The sequence below is a fragment of the Nocardia sp. NPDC057227 genome, from assembly GCF_042669725.1.
GTDB lineage: Bacteria > Actinomycetota > Actinomycetes > Mycobacteriales > Mycobacteriaceae > Nocardia > Nocardia asteroides_A.
Genome location: NZ_JBHUXA010000021.1, coordinates 55,921 through 77,907, shown reverse-complemented (window position 1 = coordinate 77,907; position 21,987 = coordinate 55,921). Strand labels below are relative to the sequence as shown.

The 21,987-nt window shown below is 72.5% G+C and carries 23 protein-coding genes; 6 read left to right on the top strand and 17 right to left on the bottom strand.

Features of this window, described 5'->3' with window-relative positions; translation table 11 throughout:
• Window positions 1–49: 49 nt before the first annotated feature.
• From ACFUJ1_RS25530 to ACFUJ1_RS25465, 14 genes are all read right to left on the bottom strand, one after another.
• Window positions 50–1,330, bottom strand: a complete 1,281-nt coding sequence (locus ACFUJ1_RS25530) for an FAD-binding oxidoreductase (protein WP_378616435.1) — start codon at window positions 1,328–1,330, stop codon at window positions 50–52.
• Between the two features lie 40 nt (window positions 1,331–1,370).
• A complete protein-coding gene (locus tag ACFUJ1_RS25525; protein WP_378649495.1) occupies window positions 1,371–2,669 on the bottom strand; it encodes an MFS transporter in 1,299 nt (432 codons plus the stop codon).
• 132 nt (window positions 2,670–2,801) lie between these two features.
• Window positions 2,802–3,197, bottom strand: a complete 396-nt coding sequence (locus ACFUJ1_RS25520; protein ID WP_378649494.1) for a hypothetical protein — start codon at window positions 3,195–3,197, stop codon at window positions 2,802–2,804.
• Between the two features lie 117 nt (window positions 3,198–3,314).
• Window positions 3,315–4,082, bottom strand: coding sequence for a sporulation protein (locus ACFUJ1_RS25515; protein WP_378649493.1), 768 nt, complete (start codon window positions 4,080–4,082; stop codon window positions 3,315–3,317).
• A 70-nt stretch (window positions 4,083–4,152) separates the two neighbouring features.
• Window positions 4,153–4,890: a lysophospholipid acyltransferase family protein gene (locus tag ACFUJ1_RS25510; protein ID WP_378649492.1), complete on the bottom strand. Its 738-nt coding sequence runs from the start codon at window positions 4,888–4,890 to the stop codon at window positions 4,153–4,155.
• A gap of 127 nt (window positions 4,891–5,017) precedes the next feature.
• Entirely contained in the window at window positions 5,018–6,001 is a 984-nt protein-coding gene (locus tag ACFUJ1_RS25505; protein ID WP_378649491.1) for an ROK family glucokinase, read from the bottom strand.
• Complete coding sequence (locus ACFUJ1_RS25500; protein WP_378649490.1) at window positions 5,998–6,576, bottom strand: hypothetical protein; 579 nt, start codon at window positions 6,574–6,576, stop codon at window positions 5,998–6,000. Before ACFUJ1_RS25500 ends, ACFUJ1_RS25505 begins: the two co-directional genes overlap by 4 nt.
• Entirely contained in the window at window positions 6,573–7,796 is a 1,224-nt protein-coding gene (locus ACFUJ1_RS25495; protein WP_378649591.1) for an ArsA family ATPase, read from the bottom strand. Before ACFUJ1_RS25495 ends, ACFUJ1_RS25500 begins: the two co-directional genes overlap by 4 nt.
• 23 nt (window positions 7,797–7,819) lie before the next feature.
• Window positions 7,820–8,257 (bottom strand): SRPBCC family protein, encoded by a 438-nt coding sequence (locus tag ACFUJ1_RS25490; protein ID WP_378649489.1) that lies wholly within the window; start codon window positions 8,255–8,257, stop codon window positions 7,820–7,822.
• Window positions 8,258–8,303: 46 nt separating this feature from the next.
• Window positions 8,304–8,699 (bottom strand): polyketide cyclase / dehydrase and lipid transport, encoded by a 396-nt coding sequence (locus ACFUJ1_RS25485; protein WP_378649488.1) that lies wholly within the window; start codon window positions 8,697–8,699, stop codon window positions 8,304–8,306.
• 48 nt (window positions 8,700–8,747) lie between these two features.
• On the bottom strand, window positions 8,748–9,875 hold the full coding sequence (locus ACFUJ1_RS25480) for a glycosyltransferase family 4 protein (RefSeq protein WP_378649487.1): 1,128 nt from the start codon (window positions 9,873–9,875) through the stop codon (window positions 8,748–8,750).
• Between the two features lie 10 nt (window positions 9,876–9,885).
• Window positions 9,886–10,833 carry a hypothetical protein gene (locus tag ACFUJ1_RS25475; protein WP_378649486.1) on the bottom strand — a complete coding sequence of 316 codons (948 nt, stop codon included), beginning with the start codon at window positions 10,831–10,833 and terminating at the stop codon, window positions 9,886–9,888.
• A 5-nt stretch (window positions 10,834–10,838) separates the two neighbouring features.
• Complete coding sequence (locus ACFUJ1_RS25470; protein WP_378649485.1) at window positions 10,839–11,894, bottom strand: NlpC/P60 family protein; 1,056 nt, start codon at window positions 11,892–11,894, stop codon at window positions 10,839–10,841.
• Between the two features lie 156 nt (window positions 11,895–12,050).
• Entirely contained in the window at window positions 12,051–12,602 is a 552-nt protein-coding gene (locus ACFUJ1_RS25465) for a C40 family peptidase (RefSeq protein WP_378649483.1), read from the bottom strand.
• Between the two features lie 469 nt (window positions 12,603–13,071).
• On the opposite strand from ACFUJ1_RS25465, the gene ACFUJ1_RS25460 reads away from it, so the two are divergent.
• Both ACFUJ1_RS25460 and ACFUJ1_RS25455 read left to right on the top strand, forming a co-directional pair.
• Entirely contained in the window at window positions 13,072–14,805 is a 1,734-nt protein-coding gene (locus tag ACFUJ1_RS25460) for a DEDD exonuclease domain-containing protein (protein ID WP_378649481.1), read from the top strand.
• 17 nt (window positions 14,806–14,822) lie between these two features.
• The gene (locus tag ACFUJ1_RS25455; RefSeq protein ID WP_067655137.1) at window positions 14,823–15,098 is read left to right on the top strand and encodes an Lrp/AsnC family transcriptional regulator; all 276 of its coding nucleotides are present in this window, start codon (window positions 14,823–14,825) and stop codon (window positions 15,096–15,098) included.
• A gap of 59 nt (window positions 15,099–15,157) precedes the next feature.
• Here the strand turns inward: ACFUJ1_RS25455 and trpD are convergent, their stop codons facing one another.
• Both trpD and ACFUJ1_RS25445 read right to left on the bottom strand, forming a co-directional pair.
• Window positions 15,158–16,258 carry an anthranilate phosphoribosyltransferase gene (gene trpD / locus ACFUJ1_RS25450; protein ID WP_378649479.1) on the bottom strand — a complete coding sequence of 367 codons (1,101 nt, stop codon included), beginning with the start codon at window positions 16,256–16,258 and terminating at the stop codon, window positions 15,158–15,160.
• 84 nt (window positions 16,259–16,342) lie between these two features.
• Window positions 16,343–16,738: a hypothetical protein gene (locus tag ACFUJ1_RS25445; protein ID WP_378649477.1), complete on the bottom strand. Its 396-nt coding sequence runs from the start codon at window positions 16,736–16,738 to the stop codon at window positions 16,343–16,345.
• 95 nt (window positions 16,739–16,833) lie between these two features.
• Between ACFUJ1_RS25445 and ACFUJ1_RS25440 the strand changes: the two genes are divergently transcribed.
• From ACFUJ1_RS25440 to ACFUJ1_RS25425, 4 genes are read left to right on the top strand one after another with little or no spacing between them, the layout of a single operon-like run.
• Complete coding sequence (locus ACFUJ1_RS25440) at window positions 16,834–17,445, top strand: heme-copper oxidase subunit III (RefSeq protein ID WP_233016725.1); 612 nt, start codon at window positions 16,834–16,836, stop codon at window positions 17,443–17,445.
• A 52-nt stretch (window positions 17,446–17,497) separates the two neighbouring features.
• A complete protein-coding gene (locus ACFUJ1_RS25435) occupies window positions 17,498–18,361 on the top strand; it encodes a c-type cytochrome (RefSeq protein WP_378649475.1) in 864 nt (287 codons plus the stop codon).
• A complete protein-coding gene (locus ACFUJ1_RS25430) occupies window positions 18,358–19,635 on the top strand; it encodes a ubiquinol-cytochrome c reductase iron-sulfur subunit (RefSeq protein WP_378649473.1) in 1,278 nt (425 codons plus the stop codon). Before ACFUJ1_RS25435 ends, ACFUJ1_RS25430 begins: the two co-directional genes overlap by 4 nt.
• Window positions 19,632–21,293 (top strand): cytochrome bc complex cytochrome b subunit, encoded by a 1,662-nt coding sequence (locus ACFUJ1_RS25425; protein WP_378649471.1) that lies wholly within the window; start codon window positions 19,632–19,634, stop codon window positions 21,291–21,293. The genes ACFUJ1_RS25430 and ACFUJ1_RS25425 overlap by 4 nt, the downstream gene beginning before the upstream one ends.
• A gap of 191 nt (window positions 21,294–21,484) precedes the next feature.
• Here the strand turns inward: ACFUJ1_RS25425 and ACFUJ1_RS25420 are convergent, their stop codons facing one another.
• The gene (locus ACFUJ1_RS25420; protein ID WP_378649589.1) at window positions 21,485–21,979 is read right to left on the bottom strand and encodes a polyadenylate-specific 3'-exoribonuclease AS; all 495 of its coding nucleotides are present in this window, start codon (window positions 21,977–21,979) and stop codon (window positions 21,485–21,487) included.
• Window positions 21,980–21,987 lie beyond the last annotated feature (8 nt).

The window sequence follows — 21,987 nt, the reverse complement described above, 5'->3', positions numbered from 1 at the left end:
ACGAGCGCCCCACCGGAGTACCGGTGGGGCGCTCTCGTCTGTCCGGGGGCTACTGGGTGGACTCGTACCGCAGCGCGTTCTCCGAGCGGCAGATCTCGTCGATCTCGGCGACGAGGGCGCGCAGCTGCTCGGAGGGGAGCGCCGACGGCCGCAGCCGGGCCGTGAAGGCGATCAGGCCGTGGTCGGTACCCGGGAGGTCCCTGCGCGCCGTTTCGGCCCGCAGATAGTCCGAGCGGACCCCGTACGTCATGGCGGAGATGACGGTGAAGCAGCCGGTCTCCTCGCGCAGCCCGGCGAAGAGGTCGTGCAGCCGGTAGAAGACCGAGGCGTAGTTGGCCAGCGGGGCGAAGACGCCGACCCGGTAGGCGGGGCCGCGCTCCGCTGAGCTGATCACGGTGTCCGCCAGGTACTCGGCGTCGCGCAGCGTGAGCACCTTCGGCGCGAACATGAGCGCGCCGGCGGCGGCGTTGCGCACCGGGGCGCCCGCCTTGCCGCTCGCGGCCGAGGCGATCGCGCCGAGCGACTTGCGGGTGCGGGTGCCGAGGTCGCGCCGCGCGCGCAGCGAGCGGGTCGGGGTGGTGTGGTGCAGGCTTGACCACTGGCCGAAGCGCACCGTGCCGAGCTGCACGTGCCCGGTGCCGACCGGGCGGGAGACCTTGAGCCGCGCGGTGTCGACCCAGCGCCCCACCTGCAGCACCGACTCGCCCGGGCTGCTGATCTCCGCGTGCGCGTGCTCGACGAAGGAGTCGAAGTCGAGGAAGCGGTCGGCGTCGGTGGTGAGCCAGGTGTGGTCCTTGTCCACCTCGACCACGTCGAGGGTGAGCGCGGTGATGATGCCCGCCCGGCCGCCGCCGCCGAGGATCCGGCGGAACCGCTCGGTGTGGTGGCCGCGGCCGCAGGTGCCGATCCGGCCGTCCGGGTCCACGTACTCCAGGTCGGTGATCTGGTCGATGAACAGGCCGTGCCGGTGCGAGGCGGTGCTCACCCCGCCCACCGAGGCGAAGCCGCCCGCGGTGATGTCGCGGTGGTCGCCGACGATCGGCAACCCGAGGCCGTGCGCACCGAGCCTGCGGTCGATGTCGGAGAGCTTCGCCCCCGCCTGCACCCGCACCGTCCGCCTGCCCAGGTTGATGTCGAGCACCTGGTTCATCCGCCGCATGGAGACGACGGCGCGCTGATCCGGCAGATCCAGCCCGTCCTCGACCGGCTCCCCGCCGTGCACCTCCAGCCGGGCCGCGCGACCTCGCGAATCCCGCACGGTGCGAACCACATCGGCGGTATCGCGGGGCAGATATTCTTCGGTGGCGGCGGCGAAGTGCGACGTGCTCATGGCACGGAAGTCAACCACAGCGCGCCCGCTCGCGCGCCCCCTACCGCCTGCTCCGCGATGCTTTCCCGCCGACCGGAACGCCCGATTCCGCTGCGCTCCGGCCGGGCTCGCCCTCCGGACGCCCCTCGCCGACGAATCCGGCCATCAGCCCGGCCCCGATCGCGCCGACGGCGACCGCGATCCACGCGGCGCCCCCGATGCCGATCAGGCTGCCCGCCGCGCCGCCGAGCACCGCACCGGACATCGCCGCCAGCGCGGTCAGCGTGCGCACGTTCAGCGTCACGCGGCCGAGCAGCGCGGCATCGGCGCGTGCGGTCACCGCGGTGGTCAGCCCGACGTTCCAGATCGAGCCGGAGAAGCCGAGCAGCGCCGAGCCGCCCGCCACGATGCCGGAGCCGAGCACCGGCCCGCCCACGGTCGCACCCGTCGCGACGACGGCCGATCCGGCCGCGATCCCGGCCAGCCCGATCCGGCAGACCGCGGGATCACCGAACCGGGCCGCCAGCGGCGCGCACACCAGGGCGCCTGCCGCGGCGGCGAGACTGGCGGCGACGAAGACGGCCCCGTAGAGCGCCTCCGGCAGCCCGAGGGTCCGCAGCAGCAGAATCGGCAGCAGCGCCATCAGCATCGCTTCGGCCAGCGAGATCAGAAGTCCCGCGGTGGCGAATCCCCGCAGGATCCTGACCTCGGACAGAGCGCGGAAGCCGTCCGCGGCCTCCCGCCGCAAGCTTCTCGACGGCGGTGCCGCCCCCGCTTCGTCGGGGCTGCGGATGAGCGCCAGGCAAGCGGCGTTGACGAGATAGCACACGGCGTCGAGGACGAGCGGGAGCGCGTACCCGCCGATCCAGACCAGCACACCGGCGACCCCGCGGCCGGTCGCCGAGCCGAGCCGTTCCCCGCCGATCAGCCGGGAGCGCGCGCTCATGATCGTGCGCTCGCCGATGACGGTGTTCAGGTGCGAGAAGTACAGCGCTTCGATCGCCAGCGAACTGATCCCGAAGAACACCATCACCGGGAGCAGCCAGTAGAAGCCGGCGACACCGAACGCGACGCCGAGTGCGAGCGTGACCAGCACCGCGACCGACAGCAGGTCGAGCACGATGAGCCGGCTCCGCTTGCGTCGCTGCCGATCCGACCACACCCCGACGAGGAAACCGAGGACGACAACTGGAGCCGCGGTCGCTGCCTGGAGCAGGCCGATCTGCCACGCGCTTGCCCCGAACCCCTCGACCGCGAGGATCGGCACCACCACCGCGGTGAGCGCCAAACCGAACGCCGTGCTCACCTGCCCGGAGGTGAACAGCCGAAAATCTCGGTGGGCGGTCGTCGTCGACGACATGTCGTAGTCCCCTGCCCCGATCGATCCGGCTGGTCCGTGCAGGGTCTGCCAGCTGTTGGTTCGAATGCAAGGTGGCCTGAATCACAACAGAATCCGGGTGCTCGAATGCGAACCGAATGGCCCCCGCTTGCGTCAGCTGAGGGCGATCACGATCCAGAGCGCGGCGAGCAGGATGAGGTAGGCGGTGAGGGCGAGGGCGCCGACGGCGAGGAAGGCGGGGGCGATCCGGTTGCCCGCGGCGAGCGCGGGCTCGCCGCGGAGCAGCATGAGCAGCGGGATGTGATAGCGCCCCGACTCGCCGAAGTCGGGGAAGAGCAGGGCGGCCGCCAGGACGCAGGCGTCGGCGGCGATGAGCACCGGGTGCGCGAGCACCGGGGCGTGCTGGCCCGCGAGCGCCAGCGGGCCGAGCAGGAGCACCAGCGGTACCCCGTACGTCGTCACCGTTACGTCGTGCAGCCGGCCACCGGCCAGCAATCGAGCCGCGACCGCCGCCGCGACGACGGCGATCTGCAACCAGCCGAAATCCATACCGCATTCCCTGTTCGTTATCCGCGCGACATGATGTCACATGCCTGGGATCCGTGCGGGACCGGTGGCGACCCGGGTCTGCCGGTGCTGGTTGACTTTTCGCGCCAGCGGCGGGAGCTAGTGGCCCGCGAGCCGCTCGATCCGGTGCCCGACCTCGCCCGTCCAGTCGACGTGCGGCAGGTTCGCGTACTCGACCCAGAGGTTGTCGTAGGCGTCGCGGCCCTCGGTGAAGAGCCCGCCGCGCTTGTCCGCCTCGAACACGACGCTCATGCCGTGCTCGGCGGGCACGAAGCTGACCTCCAGCTGGTTCAGCCGGGGGAATTGGTGCGACGGGCCGAACTCGATCTCCTGAAAGAACGGGAGCTGCTGCGGGGTGTTGTGTAGCCGGCCGTGCTCGACGTCGGCGCTGCGCAGCGGGAAACCCCAGCGCCGCACGGCGTCGAGCAGGATGTGCTGGGCGGGCAGCGCGCCGACGCCGATCGGGTCGCTGTCGGTGGCGTCCACCGCGCCGCTCACGGCGAGCACGGTGCGCAGCGCGACAACGGTGCCGGGCAGCGGCTGACCGTCGAAGAAGGTGATCGGGGTCTCCAGGTGCGCCCGCGCGCCGAACCGGAACTCGTGGAAGGCGCCGGGGGCCAGCTCGAAGCCGTGGAAGACGTCGTGCGCGCCGAAGCCGGTGTCGCGGTGCGTCTCCCCGTCCTCGTACTCGTGCTCGACCCGGGTGACCAGCTCGACCGCGATCCGGTCGATGCGCTGCGGCACCTGGCCACCGCGCACCCGGACGACGCCCTCGATGACGCCGCCGGGCTGCACGCCCGGGGTGAACAGCTCGGTCTCGACCTCGGCGCCGCCGACTCCGACGGCCGCAAGCAACTTCTTGAACATGACGGACAGTCTGCTTGCCCGGGCTCGAGAACGCCTTACGAAGCGCTTACGGCCGGCGCCGCCGCGCTCTTCAGCCCGCGGCGGTGTCCGGGATGCGCGCGGCGTCGGCGGCCGGGTTGGGACGGGAGCCGCTCGGCACGCCCCGCTTCAGGCTCGCGGCGTAGACGTCGACGTACTCCTGGCCGCTGAGCCGCATGAGCTCGTACATGACCTCGTCGGTGACCGCGCGCTCGACGAAGCGGTTGCCCGACATCCCCTCGTAGCGCGAGAAGTCGATCGGGGCACCGAACTTGACCGTCACCCGGTGCCGCCGCCAGCGGAAACCGCCCTGCGGGCTGATCTTGTCGGTACCGATCACCGCGACCGGGATCACCGGGACGCCGGTCTCGAGCGCGAGCCGGGCCAGGCCGGTCTTGCCCTTGTAGAGCCTGCCGTCGGGGGAGCGGGTGCCCTCCGGGTAGAGCCCGACGAGCTTGCCCTGGTCGAGCAGCGCGCGGGCGGCGTTCAGCGCGTCCTCGGCGGCGTCGGCGCCGCTGCGGTCGATCGGGTATTGGCCGGTGCCGCTGAAGAACATCTTCTTCAGCCTGCCCTTGACCCCGGGGGTGGTGAAGTACTCCGCCTTGGCCAGGTAGTTGATCCGGCGGGGGCTGGACAGCGGGGCGAAGATCCAATCCGCGATGGAGAGGTGGTTGCCCGCCATGATGCAGGGGCCGTCGGCCGGGATGTGCTCGACGCCCTCGACCTCGGGCCGGTTGTAAAAGCGGAGGAATGGTCCCAGCAGCACGAATTTCAGCAGCCAGTAGAACATGGCATCCTTCCCCCGGACCGGGTGATGACGAGCGGGACCGACACGACGACTCTATTTCCGACTCTACCGCCGGGTTTACGTCACATCCAATCCGAACGGTGCGTTTCACCACACAGCAACACCGCCGTCACCCCTCGGCCGTGACGAGCGCGGCGCGGGCCAGCTCGGCGGCGCCGATCATGCCCGCCGCCTCGCCGAGCTGGGTGGTGCGGATGCGGGCGAGCGGGCGGTGCCCGGCCCCGGTGACCGAGCGGGCGTAGTGCTCCCTGGCCTCGTCCAGGAAGAGCCTGGACGAGGTGCTGACGCCACCCGCGATCACCACCAGGTCGGGGTCGAAGATATCGCTCACGAAGGCGAGGCCGAGGCCGAGCCAGCGGGCGAAGTCGGCCAGCACCCGGACCGCGAGCGGGTCGCCGTCCTGAGCCGCGTCGGCCACCCGGCGACCGGTGAGCGAACCCGGGTCGCGGATGACGTCGCGCGCCAGCACGGTCGAGGTGACCGGGTCGGTGGCGAGCATCTCGATGGCGGTGTCGGCGAGCGCCGTTCCGCTGCAGTACCGCTCCCAGCAGCCGCGTTTGCCGCACGGGCAGGGGCGGCCGTCCGGCACCACCTGCAGGTGGCCGAGCTCCGGTGCGATGCCGTGCGTTCCGCGGTACAGCTCGCCGTCGACCAGCAGCGCGGCGCCGATGCCGGTGCCGATCGCGATCAGCACCGCGTTGTGCCCGCCCGCCGCCGCGCCGAAGCGGTACTCGGCCCAGGCGGCGGCGTTGGCGTCGTGCTCGAGCACCACCGGGAGGTCGAGCTTCGCGGTGAGGATGCGCGCGACCGGGGCGTCCTCCCACGGCAGGTGCGGGGCGAAGCGGACGCGGGCGCGGGCGGCGTCCACGAAGCCGGCGACGGCGAGCCCGACGGCGGCGATGTCGTGGCGCTGGCGCAGCTCGCGCACGGTGCGGGCGAGCGCGGCGTCGAGTGCCTTCGCGGAGTGCGGGGTCGGGGCGGTGACGGTGTCGAGCACCTCGCCGTCGGCGTCGACGACGGAGGCGCGGATATTGGTGCCGCCGACATCGATGCCGACGGTGAGGGGGGCGCCGCCCCGAATCCGGCCGGTCATCGCCGGACGGTGACGGGGATGTCGACGTAGCCGCTGCCGTCGCGCCGGAAACGGCGTTTGCCCTGGTCTCCGGCGTCGGTGCGTTCGGCCGTGCCGGTGCGCGGGTCGCTCGCGCGGGAAGCGGCCCGGCCGGATTCGTGCGCGGTGGAGCGGGCGGCGCCTCGGCCGGTCGCGTCGCCGTGGCCCGCGTCGGCATCCGGCTGTGCCGCGCCGGACGAGCTCGAGTCTCCCCGTGCCGCGGCGTGGCCGGGGTGTGCGGGCGCATGCTCGTGCGGCTCACCCGTTTCCGGGTCGAACCGGACCGGATCGACCGGGACGCCTGCGAGCGCCTCGCGCAGCACCGTGACGATGGCGGTGCCGTGGTCGGCGATGGCGGCGAGCACGTCGTGCCGCTCGCCGCGGAGCAGCGCGGCGGCCGCGCAGACCGGGCACCAGCTGCAGCTCTCCCAGTCGGTGCGGCCGGTGGTTGCGGTGCGCCGCAGCACCGGCTCCACCCGCTCCAGCACCGCCTCGGCGAGCAGCTTGAGCTCGGCGGCGAATTCGGCGAGCTCGTCCTCGGGCGGCCGTTCGGTCATCGCGGCCACTCCTGCGGGTCCGGGCGGAAGCGCACCACCAGCGCGTCGTCGCCGAGCTCGGCGCCGTCGACCGTGCATCGCCGCAATACCGGCGCCAGCGGCACCCGCCGCCGGACCCCGTCCGCTCCCACGATCAACTCGTCCTCCACTCGTCCAAGGCGCAGCGTCGCCGGATCGACGACCGGAAGCCGCATCCGCAGCGTGTACACCGACTCCAGGCCGGTACCCGATTCCCAGCGAACCACCGGTCCGTTTCCCTCGGCGGGATTTCCGTCAAGCATAGGAGGCGGCGACAGCGGAACCGAGAGCGCGGCCAGCGCGTCGGCGCCGACCGGTTCGGCGCCGCGGTGCTCGGTGACCAGCACCGGAACCTCGGGCATCGCGGCGCGCAGTTCGTCCAGGACGGCGAGCTGTTCAGCGCGCAGCCCCAGGTACCAGCGCACCGCCGGGTGCGCGGCGGCGAGGTCTGGCACCGGCGGCACCGGGGGGAGGACCTTGTTGACCAGCACCGCGTCCAGGCGCAGCCCGAGCAGCGCGGCCGCGGAGCGGACCCGCGCCGACTCCGCGGTGGAGAGCCGCTCGGCCAGCGTCACCAGCCGCGCGCCGGTGCGGGCCGGGTCGGCGAGCAGGTCGCGAACCTCGGTGACGGCGGCGACGATCCGGTCCACGGTGCCCGCGAGCACCGCGCGGCGCAGGTCGGTGCCGCCCCTGCTGAGCGCGCGGTCGTGCTCGGGCCAGATCCGGCTCAGGTAGCCGAGCAGGGTGTCCGGGGCAGTGAGGATGCGCAGCATGTCGGCGGTGGGCGGGCAGTCGAGGACGACCAGGTCGTACCGCTCCTCGGTCACGTACTGCGCCACCTCGACCAGGACGAGCAGCTCCTGCACCCCGGGCAGCCCGGTGAGCTCGGCCGGATCCAGCGCGGCCGGGTCGATGCCGTCGTGCCGGTGCCTGGCGTCGGCGGCGAGCAGCCGGACCACGTCGGCGAAGCGATCTTCCAGCAGCGCCAGCGAATCCAGCTCGACGACCTCCAGATTCGGTGCGACGGTCGCGATCCCGGCGATCGTCCCCGCGTCGTGCGGGAACCGGAAGCCGAAGGCGTCGCCGAGCGAGTGCGCCTGGTCCAGCGAGGCGATCAGCACCCGCTGCCCGGCCCGCGCGCAGGCCGCCGCGGTGGCCGCGGCCAGCGTCGTCTTGCCGACGCCGCCCTTGCCGACGAACAGTTCCAGGCGGGTCCGCTGACCGGTCAGCCTTCGACCCGCTTCTTCAGTTCCTTCAGCGCGGTGTCGGTGATGACCTTCTCGGCCTTGCGTTTGAACATGCCGATCATCGGGATGTTCAGGTCGACGGTGAGCTCGTAGACCACCCTGGTGCCGCCGCCGGGCTGGTCGGTGAGCTCGTAGCTGCCGTCCTGCGCCTTCTGCAGCTCGCCCTCGAGCAGCGTCCAGCTCACCGCGCGGCCGTCGGCGCGCCAGTCGTAGCGCAGCACGTAGGTGTCCTTGACGACGCCCGCGTCCAGCACGAAGCGGGCGGTGCCCGCGCGGCCGTCGGGGCCGACCTCGAGCACATCGACGGATTTCGCCGCCGCGACCCACTCCGGGTACCGGCCGAGATCGGCGATGACGGCCATCACCTGCTCCGCGGGGGCCTCGACGACGATCGATCTCTGGGTCCGGTCGGCCATGGCTGGCGGCGGTTCCTTTCGACGGGTGCGGTGGTCGGCAGCCGGCTCACGAGACGAGCAGGTCCGGCCCTGGCGTGACGCCGGCCGGGCGGTCCGCCTCCAGCCGGGACTTGATCTCGAACGACATCTCCTTGCCCGCGACCCGGCGCTCCCTGGCCAGCGCGGCCAGGCGGCGCGGGGCGGGCGGCTCGCCCGCGGGGTCGGCGTGCAGGAAGTAGTGCAGGATCACCCCGTCCAGCGAGGGCTCCAGCCACACCTCCATGGAGCCGGTCACCGCACCGCGCACGATCCAGCGCATGCCCTTGTCACCGCGGTCCTCGCGGACCTCGAGCTCGAGCTCCGGCCACCAGCGGCGCCAGTGGTTCGGCGCGCCGAGCACCTCCGCGACGGCCGCCCCCGGCGCGGCGACGAAGGTCTGGTCGGCGACCACGATGCTGCTCACCCGGGTGACTGTAATGGACCGATGTGACGCAGCCGACCCCCGGGGCGATCAGCGCAGCAGCTGCCGCAGCCGGGCGCCGTGGCTGTCCCAGCGCCAGTCCCGCTGCACCCACGCGCGCCCGGCGGCGCCCATGGCGGCCGCGCGGTCCCGGTCGCCGAGCACGTCGACGAGAGCCCCGGCCAGGTGCGGCACCGAGCGGCCGTCGACCACGTACCCGGTCTCGCCCTCGCGCACCGTCTCCGGGGCGCCGCCGGAGCGGCCCGCCACCACCGGGACGCCGCTCGCCGACGCCTCCAGGAAGACGATGCCGAGCCCCTCGACGTCCAGCCCGGCGCCGCGGGTGCGGCACGGCATGGCGAAGACGTCACCGATGGTGTGGTGCGCGGCCAGCTCGCCGGATGGCACCCGCCCGGTGAAGACCACGTGCTCGGCCACCCCCGAACTCTCGGCGAGCCTGCGCAGCCGCTGCTCGTCCGGCCCGCTGCCCGCGATCACCAGCACCGCGCCGTCGATCTGCGCGCGCACCGGGCGCAGCGCCGCGATCAGCGCGTCCTGCCCCTTGCGCGGGACCAGCCGGGAGAGGCACAGGATGGTGGGGCGGTCGCCGAGGCCGTACCTGGCGCGCAGCTCGGCGCGGGCCGCCGGGTCGGGCTCGAAGACCTCCGGGTCGACGCCGGGCGGCAGGTACTCCAGCGCGGCGTCCGGACCGAAGGCGGCGGCGAACCGGCCGCGGGTGTACTTGCTGACGTAGGTGACGACGTCGGTGTGCTCGCCGATCACCCGCAGCGACTGCCTGGCGGCGGGCAGCATGGACCAGCCGACCTCGTGGCCGTGCGTGCTGGCCAGGATGCGCTCCGCGCCCGCCCGCCGGAGCGGCGGCGCGAGCAGCGCGAGCGGGGCGGCGGCGCCGAACCAGACGGTGTCGCAGCCGTGTTCGCGCAGCAGCCCGCGGGCCCGGCGCAGCACGGCGGGGGTCGGCAGCATGAGCGTGGTCGGGTGCCGCACCACGCGGTACTTCTGCGCGGCGTCGAACCGCTCGTGGCTGTCGCCGCGCCAGCGCGGGGCGTAGACGACGAGGTCGTCCGGGGGGAGCTGTTCGGCGAGCGCCTGCAGGTAGGACTGGATGCCGCCCGGCCGGGGCGGGAAATCATTGGTGACCAGCAGGGTTCGAGCCATGCGGACAAACCTACCGGGCCGCGGCGGCGCCGCTCCGCTCGGCGATCCAGCCCAGCCAGCCCGCCACCAGCTCGGCCCGGCCGACGCCGAGTTCGGCGCGCAGCGCGGCGTCCTCGCCCGCCGTGTCCAGCGGGCCCGCGGCCAGCCGCCGGTACAGCCGGGGCACGGCCTGCTCGCCGAAGGCGTCGGCGAGGTAGGCCTGCACCGACCAGGCCCGCTCGTACGCCTGCACGGCGTCCGGGCCGCGGAAGTCGGCGTCGGCGGGCAGGTCGGCCGGGCCCGCGCCCGCGCGCAGTGCGGCGGTGAGGGTGGGGGCGGTGGCGGTGAAGTCGGCGGGGCGCGCGCGGTGCGCGGTGTAGTCGGCGAAGCCCTCCAGCACCCACTGCGGGGCGGCGTCGGAGGTGACGGCGCGCGCCGCGACGTGGGTGAGTTCGTGCCGCAGCAGCGTGGCGAGGCCGTCCGGGCCGAGCCTGCGGCCTGCGTCGGGGGAGAAGACGACGCGCTGGCCGGTCGGGGTGCTGCCGAGCCGGAAGGGATCGGCGACGCTGGCGGCGGCGAGCTCCGGCGAGACCGGGCCGGTGGCCCGGATCAGCCCGGCGAACTCGGCGGGGCTGTCCGCGACGGCGAGCAGCGCGGTGCGCGGCCACCCGGTGCCCCACACGGCGGTGACGGCGTCGACCGCGGCGGGGAGTTCGGCGGCGAGCGCCGCGACGTCGGCGGCGCGGTCCGGGTGGCCGACCACCAGCGATTCACCACCCGCCGTCCGCGCTGTCTCGGCGGTGAGCGGGCCGTATGCCGCCATGGTCCGGCGGACCTCGGGGAGCCGGGGATGAGCCGCCGCGGCGGCGGAGAGCCCCGGCTCGCCCGGTTCACCCGGCCCCGACCGCAGGGTGAACAGCGCGACACCGGCACCGAGCAGCAGCACGATGGCCGCCGCGACGAGCGCCGGGCGCCGCACCGGGGTCAGTAGCGCCGGGCGGAGTGGTACGGGGTGCTGCTCATCGGCGCGACCGCGACCGGGACGCCGAAGGTGGAGGCGTGCAGCATGAGCCCGTTGCCCGCGTAGATCCCGACGTGCGAGATCTCCGGGTAGAAGAAGACGACGTCGCCGGGTTGCAGGTCTTCCTTCTTCACCGGGGTGCCGTAGCTCGCCTGCGCGGAGCTGGTCCGCGGCACGTTCTTGCCGACCTGCTTGAAGGCCCACTGCACCAGGCCGGAGCAGTCGAACTGGCTCGGGCCGGTGGCGCCCCACACGTACGGGTCGCCGACCCGGGTGAGCCCGGCGGCCAGCGCGCTGGTGCCGCTGCCGGGGACCAGCCCCTGCAGCAGGGTGTCGCGGTCGAAACCGGGCGGGAAGGGTGAACCGGCGAGCCCGGCCCGGTCGGTGGCGGAGAGCTTGCCCCACGCCTCGATCACGCGGGAGACGGCGCCGCTCAGGTCGTCCTGCTTGTGCCGCAGGTCGGCGCGGACCGTATCGGCCTTGTCGGCGGCGGCGCGGGCGGAGTCGGCGGCCGAACGGGCCTCGCTCTCGGCGGCCGAGGCGATATCGGTGACGTGCCGGAACTTGTCCAGCTGCTCCTGGGTCTGCGCGGACATCACGTCCAGCGTGGACATCTGGTCGAGCAGCTGCTGCGGGGAGTCGCTGACCAGCACCGCGAACAGCCGGTTGGTGCGCGCGCCCTGGTAGGCGGCGATGGCGGTGCGGTCGATCATCGGCTGGTACCGGCGCACCTCGGCGCGGGCGGCGTCCAGCTGGGCCTGCGCCGCGTCGTGCTTGACGTCGGCGTCGTGCTGCGCGCCGAGCTTGACGTCGAGATCGGACTCGGCGTCGAGCGCCTGCTGGTTGAGCTGCTCGGACTGCCGGGAGAGGTCGATCATTTGCTGCACGGCGTCACCGGGGGTGGCGGGCAGCGCGACCGGGTCGGCGCCTGCCGGGCCGCTGCTGTAGAGCGTGACCGCGACCAGCGCGGCCGCGAACGTGCTCGCAACCGCACGAGTCTGGCTTCGGTGTGCTGCCACGATCTGTCGCGCCCCGTTCGGTCGGTGAAGTGGGAACCCGCGAAGGTCTCGATCAGGTTACGGAACGGTCCCGGACCGTGTCCACCCGGGTGCGGATCCCCGATGTCCCGGCGCCGCGCGGTCGCGTGGCGCGGCGCCGGGAACCCGGGCGGTCGCTCAGAAGCGCCGCGCGCCGCTCACCGGCATGGAGGAGATCGGGGCGACCTTCACCGGCTGGCCGGAGGTGGCGGCGTGCACGACGTTGCCGTCGCCGGCGTAGAGGCCGGAGTGGCCGCCGCCGTAGAACGAGATCATGTCGCCGGGCTGCAGCTCGTCCATCGATACGGCGGTGCCTGCCGACAGCTGGGCGCCGCTGGTGCGCGGCAGCTCGACGCCCGCCTCGGCGTAGGACCACTTGACCAGGCCGGAGCAGTCGAAGGCGTTCGGCCCGGCGGCGCCGTACACGTACGGCGAGCCGACCTTGGAGAGCGCGGCGTCCAGCGCCAGCTCGCCCGCGGTCTTCTGCGGGGCGACGAACGGCGGGGCGCCGGGCAGTTCGATGCCGGGCAGCCCCTGCGGGATCTGGACGGTGTCCGGGACGTCGAAGGTGCCGACGCCGGGGATGGTGATCGGCTGGGCCGACGCGGGTGCGGCGGGAAGGAGAAACGCGCCGGTGATGGCTGCTCCGACGGCTCCTGCGGCCAGGGCGCGCTTGGCGGTCTTCGCCATGATGCGGTCTTCCTCTCTGCCTCACGGCTCCGTGAGGTCTCGAGAAGGTTACGAATAGATCACGGGGTGTTGTAAAGCCCGGGGTTCGCGGCATCCGGACATTTCGGAGAGAGGGCTATGCATATCTGAGTTCGATCTCACAGCAATCACGAAATGGTAACTCCGGGAAACGCCACATCGACCGAGGATCCGATCCGGGCGTGTCAGAATTCGGATCAGCGTGGCGCTGAACGATGTCTTCGCACGTGGGAGCGGTTTAGGTCGAGAGAACCGTTATTGCTCCACCGCGGCTCGCGTGCGTGGTTCGGAACCGAGTCTTGCAGACCGTACGTCCGGTATGGATCTGGTTCGAGCGTGATAGCTGATCGGAATATTCGAGACTCCGATCACATCGTCGTATTTCGGACCGTCCGGCCGGGTAATTACACGCATGTCGCCCGTGTCGGTGGCTCCGTTTACGCTGCCCGCCATGTCCGCGCAACTGGCGTTCGACGAGCTCGACACCCCGCTCTACGACACCACCTTCGTCGTCGTCGACCTGGAGACCACCGGGGGCAGCCCCGCGGCGGACGCCATCACCGAGATCGGCGCGGTCAAGGTGCGCGGCGGCGTGGTCATCGGCGAGTTCGCCACGCTGATCGATCCGGGGCGCGCCATCCCGCCCGCGATCGTGCGCGTCACCGGCATCACCGACGTCATGGTCTGCGCGGCGCCGCGGATCGAGGCGGTGCTGCCCGGCTTCCTGGAGTTCGCCGCCGGTGCGGTGCTGGTCGCGCACAATGCCCGCTTCGACACCGCGTTCCTGAAGGCCGCCGCCGAGCGCAGCGCGACGCCGTGGCCGAATCCGCAGGTGGTCTGCACGGTGAAGCTGGCGCGCCGGGTGCTGGCCAGGGACGAGGCGCCGTCGGTGCGGCTCGGCGTGCTGGCCAGGGTGCTGGGCGCGAGCGTGCAGCCGACGCACCGGGCGCTCGACGACGCCCGCGCCACCGTCGACGTGCTGCACGCGCTCATCGGCCGGGTGGGCAACCTGGGGGTGCGCAGCCTCACCGAGCTGCTCGACTACCTGCCCGACGTCTCCGCCGGGCAGCGCGCGAAGCGCGGGCTCGCCTCCGGGCTGCCGTCCGCGCCCGGCGTGTACCTGTTCCGCGGCCCGGGCGACGAGGTCCTCTACGTCGGCACCGCGGTGAACCTGCGCCGCCGGGTGCGCGGCTACTTCACCGGGTCGGAGACGCGCGGGCGGATGAAGGAGATGGTCGCGCTCGCCACCCGGGTCGACCACGTGGTGTGCGCGCACGGGCTGGAGGCGGGGGTGCGCGAGCTGCGGCTGCTGGTCGCGCACGCACCGCCGTACAACCGGCGCTCCAAGTTTCCGAAGCGGGGGTGGTGGATCGCGCTCAGCGCGGAGCCGTTCCCGCGGTTCACCGTGGTGCGGGAGCCGGATCGGGTGGCGCTCGGGCCGTTCCGCTCCAGGGCGGACGCGGTGGACGTCGCCGCGAGCCTCGCCGAGTTCTGCGGGATCCGCACCTGTGCGGGGCGGTTGCCGAAGGGGGCGCGGCACAGCTGCCCGGCCGCGGTCGTCGGGGGGTGCCCGGCCGCCACCGCCGATGGGCTGGACGCGGCCGGGTACGCGGAGCGGCCGGACGCCGTGCGCGCGCTCTTCGCCGGGCGCGGCGACGCGCCGCTGCGCGCCATGCTCGCCGAGATCGAGCGCCGCTCCGAGCGCGAGCACTACGAGGCCGCGGCGCGGCTGCGCGATCGGGCCGCGCAGGTGGTGCGGGCGCTGGCGCGCACCCAGCGGCTGGCCGCGCTCGCCCGGCTCCCCGAGCTGATCGCCGCCGGGCCGGACGGGGCGGGCGGCTGGGAGTTCGCGGTGATCCGCCACGGGCGGCTGGCCGGGGCCGGGTGCGCCCCGCGCGGCACCCCGCCCATGCCGGTCGTGGAGAGCATCGTCGCGGGTGCCGAGACCGTGGTGGTCGAGGAGGGCGACGGGGACGGTGTCGCGCCGCTGCGGGGGGCCTCACCGGAGGAGGTGGCGCTGGTGGCGCGATGGCTGCTGCGGCCGGGAGTGCGCATCGTGCGCACCGAGATCGGCTACGCCGAGCCGCTGGCCGGGGCCGCCGGGCACCTGGCGTGGGCGGAGAAGGCGCGGGCGGCGGCCCGCCCGCCGGACCCGGAACGGGAGTACCGGGAACGGGCGGGCTGACCGCCTACGCTGGCACCATGATTACCGCGATCGTGCTGATCCACGCCGACAACGCCCGCATCCCGGAGACCGCGCAGGCGGTCGCGGACACCGCGGGCGTCACCGAGGTGTACTCCTGCGCGGGCGACGTCGACCTGATCGCCATCGTGCGGGTGCGCGACCACGAGCAGGTCGCCGAGGTCGTCACCGCCGGGATCGACAAGGTGCCCGGCGTGCTGCGCACCACCACGCACATCGCCTTCAAGTCGTACTCCAGCGCGGACGTGGAGGCGGGGTTCTCGCTCGGCGAGTGAGGTCGCGCTGCAGCGCCGATGTGGGAGCGGGGTTCCGGCTCGGGAAGTACGGCGGGGGCTCAGTCCGCCAGTACCGCGGTGAGCGCGACCCAGCGGTCCAGCAGCTCGGCGGCCTTCCCGCCGTCCACAGCGGCGGCGGCGCGCTCGATTCCCGCGCCGAGCGCGGTGTGCAGCGCGTCGCCGAGCGCCGGATCGCCTGCGGCAAGGGCGGCAGCGACTTCGCCGGCGCTCTCCGCGCCGACCGCCAGGTCGTAGGCGACGATGGCGGCCGCCGAGTTCAGCAGCACGGCGTCCCGCACCGGGCCCTTCGCCCCGGCGAAGACGTCCCGCGCCACGGCGGCGTTCATCGCGGCATCGCCGCCGCGCAGCGCATCCAGGTGCACCAGCGGGATGCCGACCCGCGCCGGGTCGATCACGGCCGCGCGCCGCACCCCGCCGGAGACCACCCAGGCCGCGGTGGTGTCCGAGGTGGTGATCTCGTCCAGCCCGTCGTTGCCGCGCACCACCAGCGCGCTCGCCCCGCGCTCGGCGAAGACCCCGGCGATCACCGGGAGCAGGTCGGGGAAGGCGCAGCCGACCAGCCCCGCGCGCGGCTGCGCGGGATTGGTGAGCGGGCCGAGCACGTTGAAGACGGTCGGGATGCCGATCTCCTTGCGCGCGGGGCCGGCGAAGCGCAGCCCGGCGTGGAAGAGCGGCGCGAAGCAGAAGCCGACCCCGACCTCGCGCACGCAGCGCGCCACCGCCTCCGCGCCGAGCGCGAGCCGCACGCCGAGCGCCTCCAGCACGTCGGCGCCGCCCGCCTTCGAGGTGGCGGCCCGGTTGCCGTGCTTGACCACCGGAACCCCGGCCGCCGCGACCACCACCGAGGACATGGTGGAGATGTTCACCGAGCCGGAGCGGTCACCGCCGGTGCCGACGATGTCGACCGCGTCGCCCTCCACCCGCACCAGCGTGGCGTGGCCCAGCATCCCCGCGGCCATGCCGCCCAGCTCGGCGGGGGTGGGGCCCTTGATCTTCATGGCGACGCCGAAGGCGGCGATCTGGGCCGAGGTGGCGTTGTCCGAGAAGATCTCGTCGATCACCCAGGTGGTGTCGTCCGCCGTCAGGTCGCCGCCGTCGGCGAGTACGCCGAGTACCTGGGGCCAGCTGCGCACGCTCATCTCCACCCGTTCTTCCGTTCGATGTCGGGTTGCAGAGTAGTGCGGAACGGCGCGCCCGCGCCGCCGGATTCCACCCGGCGCGGCTCAGCCCGGCTGCAGCGCCTCCCAGCCCTCGGCGACGCCGTCGTGGCGCTGGGCGAGCCCGGCCATGCGGGAACGCTCCTGGGAGCAGTGCAGCGCGTCCAGCACCTGGACGCGCTGGAGCAGCAGCAACCCGGGGTCGCCGGACTCGGCCCGCACGTACCCGTCCTGCCCGGCCAGCTCGCAGACCCGCTCGACGTGCTCGGCGGGCACCCGGAGGTGGTGCCGGAGCACGACCTCGTCGCCCGGAACCAGCCGATCGCCCCGTTCCAGCGCCGCGGACGCCGCCTCGGCATCGTCGAAACTCGCCGCCACGACGACCAGATCCGGGCGCGCCGGATCGAGCCCCACCGCCCGCGCCGCGCCGAACAGCCGCCGCCACCAGGGTCCGTCCGCCATCTCCTGCCTCCTTCTCGAGTGTTCTTCCCGACACGGCGGGAGCGACTTTCGCACCCGGCTACCTCTGTCGTACTACGGGGAGTCATACTTACCCCGTGACGACCGCAGTAGGGACCCAAGGATCGGCCATAACCCAGCGTGTGCATTCGCTGAACCGGCCCAACATGGTGAGCGTCGGTACCATCATCTGGCTGTCCAGCGAGCTGATGTTCTTTGCCGGCCTGTTCGCGATGTATTTCGTCGCGCGCGCGCAGGCGAACGGGAACTGGCCCCCGGAGCCCACCGAGCTGAACCTGGGTCTCGCCGTTCCGGTCACCGCGGTCCTGGTCGCATCCTCCTTCACCTGCCAGATGGGCGTCTTCGCCGCCGAGCGGGGTGATGTGTTCGGGCTGCGGCGCTGGTATGCCGTCACCCTGGCCATGGGCGCGTTCTTCGTCGCCGGGCAGGGCTACGAGTACTACCACCTGGTGCACGAGGGGACCTCGATCTCGAGCAGCGTGTACGGCTCGGTCTTCTACATCACGACCGGCTTCCACGGCCTGCACGTGATCGGCGGGCTGATCGCGTTCGTCTTCCTGCTGGCCCGCACGAAGATGAGCAAGTTCACGCCCGCGCAGGCCACCGCGGCCATCGTCGTCTCCTACTACTGGCACTTCGTCGACATCGTGTGGATCGCCCTGTTCGCGACGATCTACTTCGTCCGCTGACGCGGGCGTGGCGAAACGTAACGTCGGTTCCGTCTACTCCAAAGGGACACAGATGAGTTCATCTCCCCCGTCAGCGCCGAAGCCCGCCGGCCCCGGAAAGGGCGAGGCCGGCACGACCCGCAGGCAGCGCAGGCTGCGCAGGCGGATCGCGGGCGGCCTCGCGCTCCTGGTTGGACTGGTCGGAGCCGGGTTCCTCGCGACCGCCCTCACCCCGGAGCCCCAGGTGGCGACGGCGAACGAGGACACCTCCGCGCTCATCCGCGAGGGCAATCAGCTGTACGACACCTCCTGCATCACCTGCCACGGCGCCAACCTGCAGGGCGTCGAGGACCGCGGCCCCAGCCTGATCGGCGTCGGCGAGGCCGCCGTGTACTTCCAGGTGTCCTCCGGCCGCATGCCGATGACCCGCAACGAGGCCCAGGCCGAGCGGAAGCCCCCGAAGTTCGACCCGCAGCAGACCGACGCGCTCGGCGCCTTCGTGGCGGCCAACGGCGGCGGCCCGACCGTGATCCGCGACGCGAACGGCGAGATCGCCCAGGAGTCGCTGCGCGGTACCGACATCGGCCGCGGCTCCGAGCTGTTCCGGATGAACTGCGCCTCCTGCCACAACTTCACCGGCCGCGGCGGCGCGCTCTCCTCGGGCAAGTACGCCCCGCCGCTGGCGCCCGCCAGCGAGCAGCAGATCTACGCCGCCATGCTCACCGGCCCGCAGAACATGCCGAAGTTCTCCGATCGCCAGCTGAGCGACGAGGAGAAGCGCGACATCGTGGCGTACGTGCTGAACGTCAGGGAAGAAAAGGCGCCCGGCGGCTGGGACCTCGGCGGCTTCGGCCCCGCGACCGAGGCGCTCGCCCTCTGGGTGATCGGCGTCACGGCGGTCGTCGGCGCGGCGATGTGGATCGGAACCCGGGTATGAGTGCAGAGGAGCGCAACGACATGGTCCGGCCGGACGAGGGGTCCGAGAGCGCCGAGCGGCAGTCCGCCGCCGAGCGGCACGACACTGCCGAGCGGCACGACACTGCCGAGCGGCACGACACTGCCGAGCGGCACGACACTGCCGAGCGGAAGCTCGACCCCAAGGGCACCTTCACCTCCGAGCAGCTCGACGGGCTCTCCCGGGACGAACTGGTCGCCATCGGCACCGCGCGCGACGACGTCGATGTCGCCTACCGGGCCGAGCGGTTCCCGGAGCCGGGCACCAGGGCCGAGAAGCGCGCGGAGCGGGCGGTCAGCTTCTGGTTCGCCGTCTCCGGCATCGCCGCGGCCGCGCTGGTCGGGGTCTTCCTCTTCTGGCCGTGGGAGTTCAAGGGCGCGAACGAGGCGGGGCACGCCGAGTACGCGCTCTTCACCCCGCTGGTCGGGCTCACCTTCGGCATCTCGGTGCTGGTCATCGGCATCGCCGTGGTGCTGATCAGGAAGCGGTTCATCCCGCACGAGCTCTCCATCCAGACCCGCCACGACGGGCCGTCCGACGAGGTCGAGCGGCGCACCCTGGCCGCGCAGATGTCGGACGCGCTGGAGACAACGACGCTCGGCCGCCGCAAGATGATCACCCGCACCGCGGGCGCCGGGGTCGGCGTGCTCGGCGTCGGCGCGCTGCTGGTCTTCGTCGGCGGCCTGATCAAGAACCCGTGGGCCAAGCGCGACAAGTCGCCGCTCTGGGTCTCCGGCTGGACCCCGGACTACACCGGCGAGACCATCTACCTGCGCCGCGACACCGGTCGTCCCGAGGACGTCGTGCTGGTGCGGCCCGAAGACCTGGACGCGGGCGCCATGGAGACGGTGTTCCCGTGGAAGGAGAAGTGGCGCGGTGACTCGCACGAGACGCTGCAGTCGCTGCGCGGCATCCGCAACGCCGTGATGCTGATCCGGCTCCGCACCGAGGACGCGGAGAGCGCCATCAAGCGCAAGGGCCAGGAGAGCTTCAACTACGGCGACTACTTCGCCTACTCGAAGATCTGCACCCACCTCGGCTGCCCGACCTCGCTGTTCGAGCAGCAGACCAACCGGATCCTGTGCCCCTGCCACCAGTCGCAGTTCTCCGCGACCGAATGGGGCAAACCGATTTTCGGTCCGGCCGCCCGCGCCCTGCCGCAGCTGCCGATCACCGTCAATTCCGAGGGGTACCTCGTCGCCGCCCGCGACTTCATCGAGCCGCTCGGGCCCGCCTATTGGGAGCGTCGATCATGAGTGCTGAAGCATCGGGCGGCCGCGCGGCCGCCCAGATGAACGAATTGGACGAGCGGTACCGCGCCGCCGCCTTCGTGAAGCGGTCGGTGAACAAGGTCTTCCCGACCCACTGGTCGTTCCTGCTGGGTGAGATCGCGCTGTACGCCTTCATCATCCTGCTGCTGTCCGGCATCTACCTCACGCTGTTCTTCGACCCGTCGATGACGCACGTCGTCTACGACGGCTCGTACCAGCCGCTGCGCGGCGTCGGGATGTCGCGGGCCTACGAAACCGCGCTGAACATCTCGTTCGAGGTGCGCGGCGGCCTGTTCGTGCGCCAGGTGCACCACTGGGCGGCGCTGCTCTTCGCGGCCTCGATCATCATCCACCTGTTCCGCATCTTCTTCACCGGCGCGTTCCGCAAGCCGCGCGAGGCGAACTGGGTGATCGGCTCGCTGCTGCTGATCCTGGCGATGTTCGAGGGCTTCTTCGGCTACTCGCTCCCGGACGACCTGCTCTCCGGCACCGGCCTGCGCGCCGCGTTCTCCGGCATCACCATCTCGATCCCGGTGATCGGCACCTGGATGCACTGGCTGATCTTCAGCGGTGACTTCCCCGGCGACATCATCATCCCGCGGCTCTACATCGCGCACGTGCTGCTGCTGCCCGGCATCATCCTGGCCCTGATCGCCGCGCACGTCGCGCTGGTCTGGTACCAGAAGCACACCCAGTTCCCCGGCCCCGGCCGCACCGAGAACAACGTGGTCGGCGCCCGCATCGTGCCGGTCTTCGCCGCCGACCAGGGCGCCTTCTTCGCCTTCACCCTCGGCATCGTGGCGATCATGGGCGGCGTGCTGCAGATCAACCCGATCTGGAACCTCGGCCCGTACAACCCGTCGCAGGTCTCGGCGGGTTCGCAGCCCGACTTCTACATGATGTGGACCGACGGCATGGCCAGGCTGATGCCTGCCTGGGAGCTCTACCTGGGCCGCTACACGATCCCGGCCGCCTTCTGGGTCGCGATCATCATGGGGCTGGTCTTCACCCTGCTCGTCGCCTACCCGTGGATCGAGCGCAAGCTCACCGGCGACACCCAGGCGCACCACAACCTGCTGCAGCGGCCGCGCGACGTCCCGGTCCGGACCGCGATCGGCGCGATGGCGATCACCTTCTACGTGGTGCTGACGCTCTCCTGCGTCAACGACATCATCGCGCTGAAGTTCGACATCTCGCTCAACGCGACCACCTGGATCGGCCGGATCGGCCTGCTGGTCGCCCCGCCGATCGCCTACTTCCTGGCGTACCGGTTCTGCATCGGCCTGCAGCGCAGCGACCGGGCGGTGCTGGAGCACGGCATCGAGACCGGCGTGATCAAGCGGCTGCCGCACGGCGAGTACATCGAGGTGCACCAGCCGCTCGGCCCGGTGGACTCGCACGGCCACCCGCTTCCGCTGGAGTACCAGGGCGCCGTGGTGCCCAAGCGGATGAACCAGCTCGGCTCGGCAGGCCAGCCCGGCACCGGCTCCTTCTTCCGGGCCGACCCGGCGCAGGAGAGCCTCGAGAACTTCCAGCACGAGCACACGGAGGAGCGCAAGCAGCTCGCCGTGCTGCAGCGGGTGCAGGAGGAGGCCGAGCGCAACGGAAGCAACGGCCACAACGGAAGCAACGGGCACCACTGAGCCCAAGTCTTCCCGATCGGAACGGGCCCCGGATCCTTGCGGATCCGGGGCCCGTTCCGTGTGTGGGGGCCTGCTGCCGTGCCTGACCGGCGGCTGCGCGACCGGGCTCCGATCGGCGGCCCGCGCAGCAGGTGCTCAGCCGGCGGCCGCGCAGCAGTGCCCGGCCGGCGGGCCGCGCGACGGCGCCAGGTTCAGCGGCTGCGCCGCCGGAAGGCCTCGATGGCGTCGAACTTGGCCAGGTTGTGCCTGGCGTCGGCGAGCGCGTCGTGCGCGTCGGCCGGGACCGGGGGCAGCTCGGGGTGGCCGTGCGCGTCCCAGTGCTGGCGCAGCTCGTTGGTGTAGCGCGGGAGCGCGGTCGGCAGCTCGACCATCGAGCCCCACAGCTGGCAGAGCGCCACGTGGTCGTAGGCGGCGACCCAGGCCCAGAGCTCCGGCTGCACGGTCGGGCGGGGCAGGAAGAACGCCTCCAGGTCGTTCCGGATGCGCTCGCGGGAGCGGCGCAGCGGCGAGTGCGGCGGCGGCAGCTGCGGCAGCACGTGCTTGCGCACCCACGGCCCGGCCCTGCTCTCGTCGAATTCGGTGGAGACGGCGTAGTATTCGCGGCCGTCCTCGCACACGACGCCGATCGAGACCAGGTCGATGGTGACGCCGTCCTCGATGAACTCGCAGTCGTAGAAGTAGCGCAGCGTGGCTC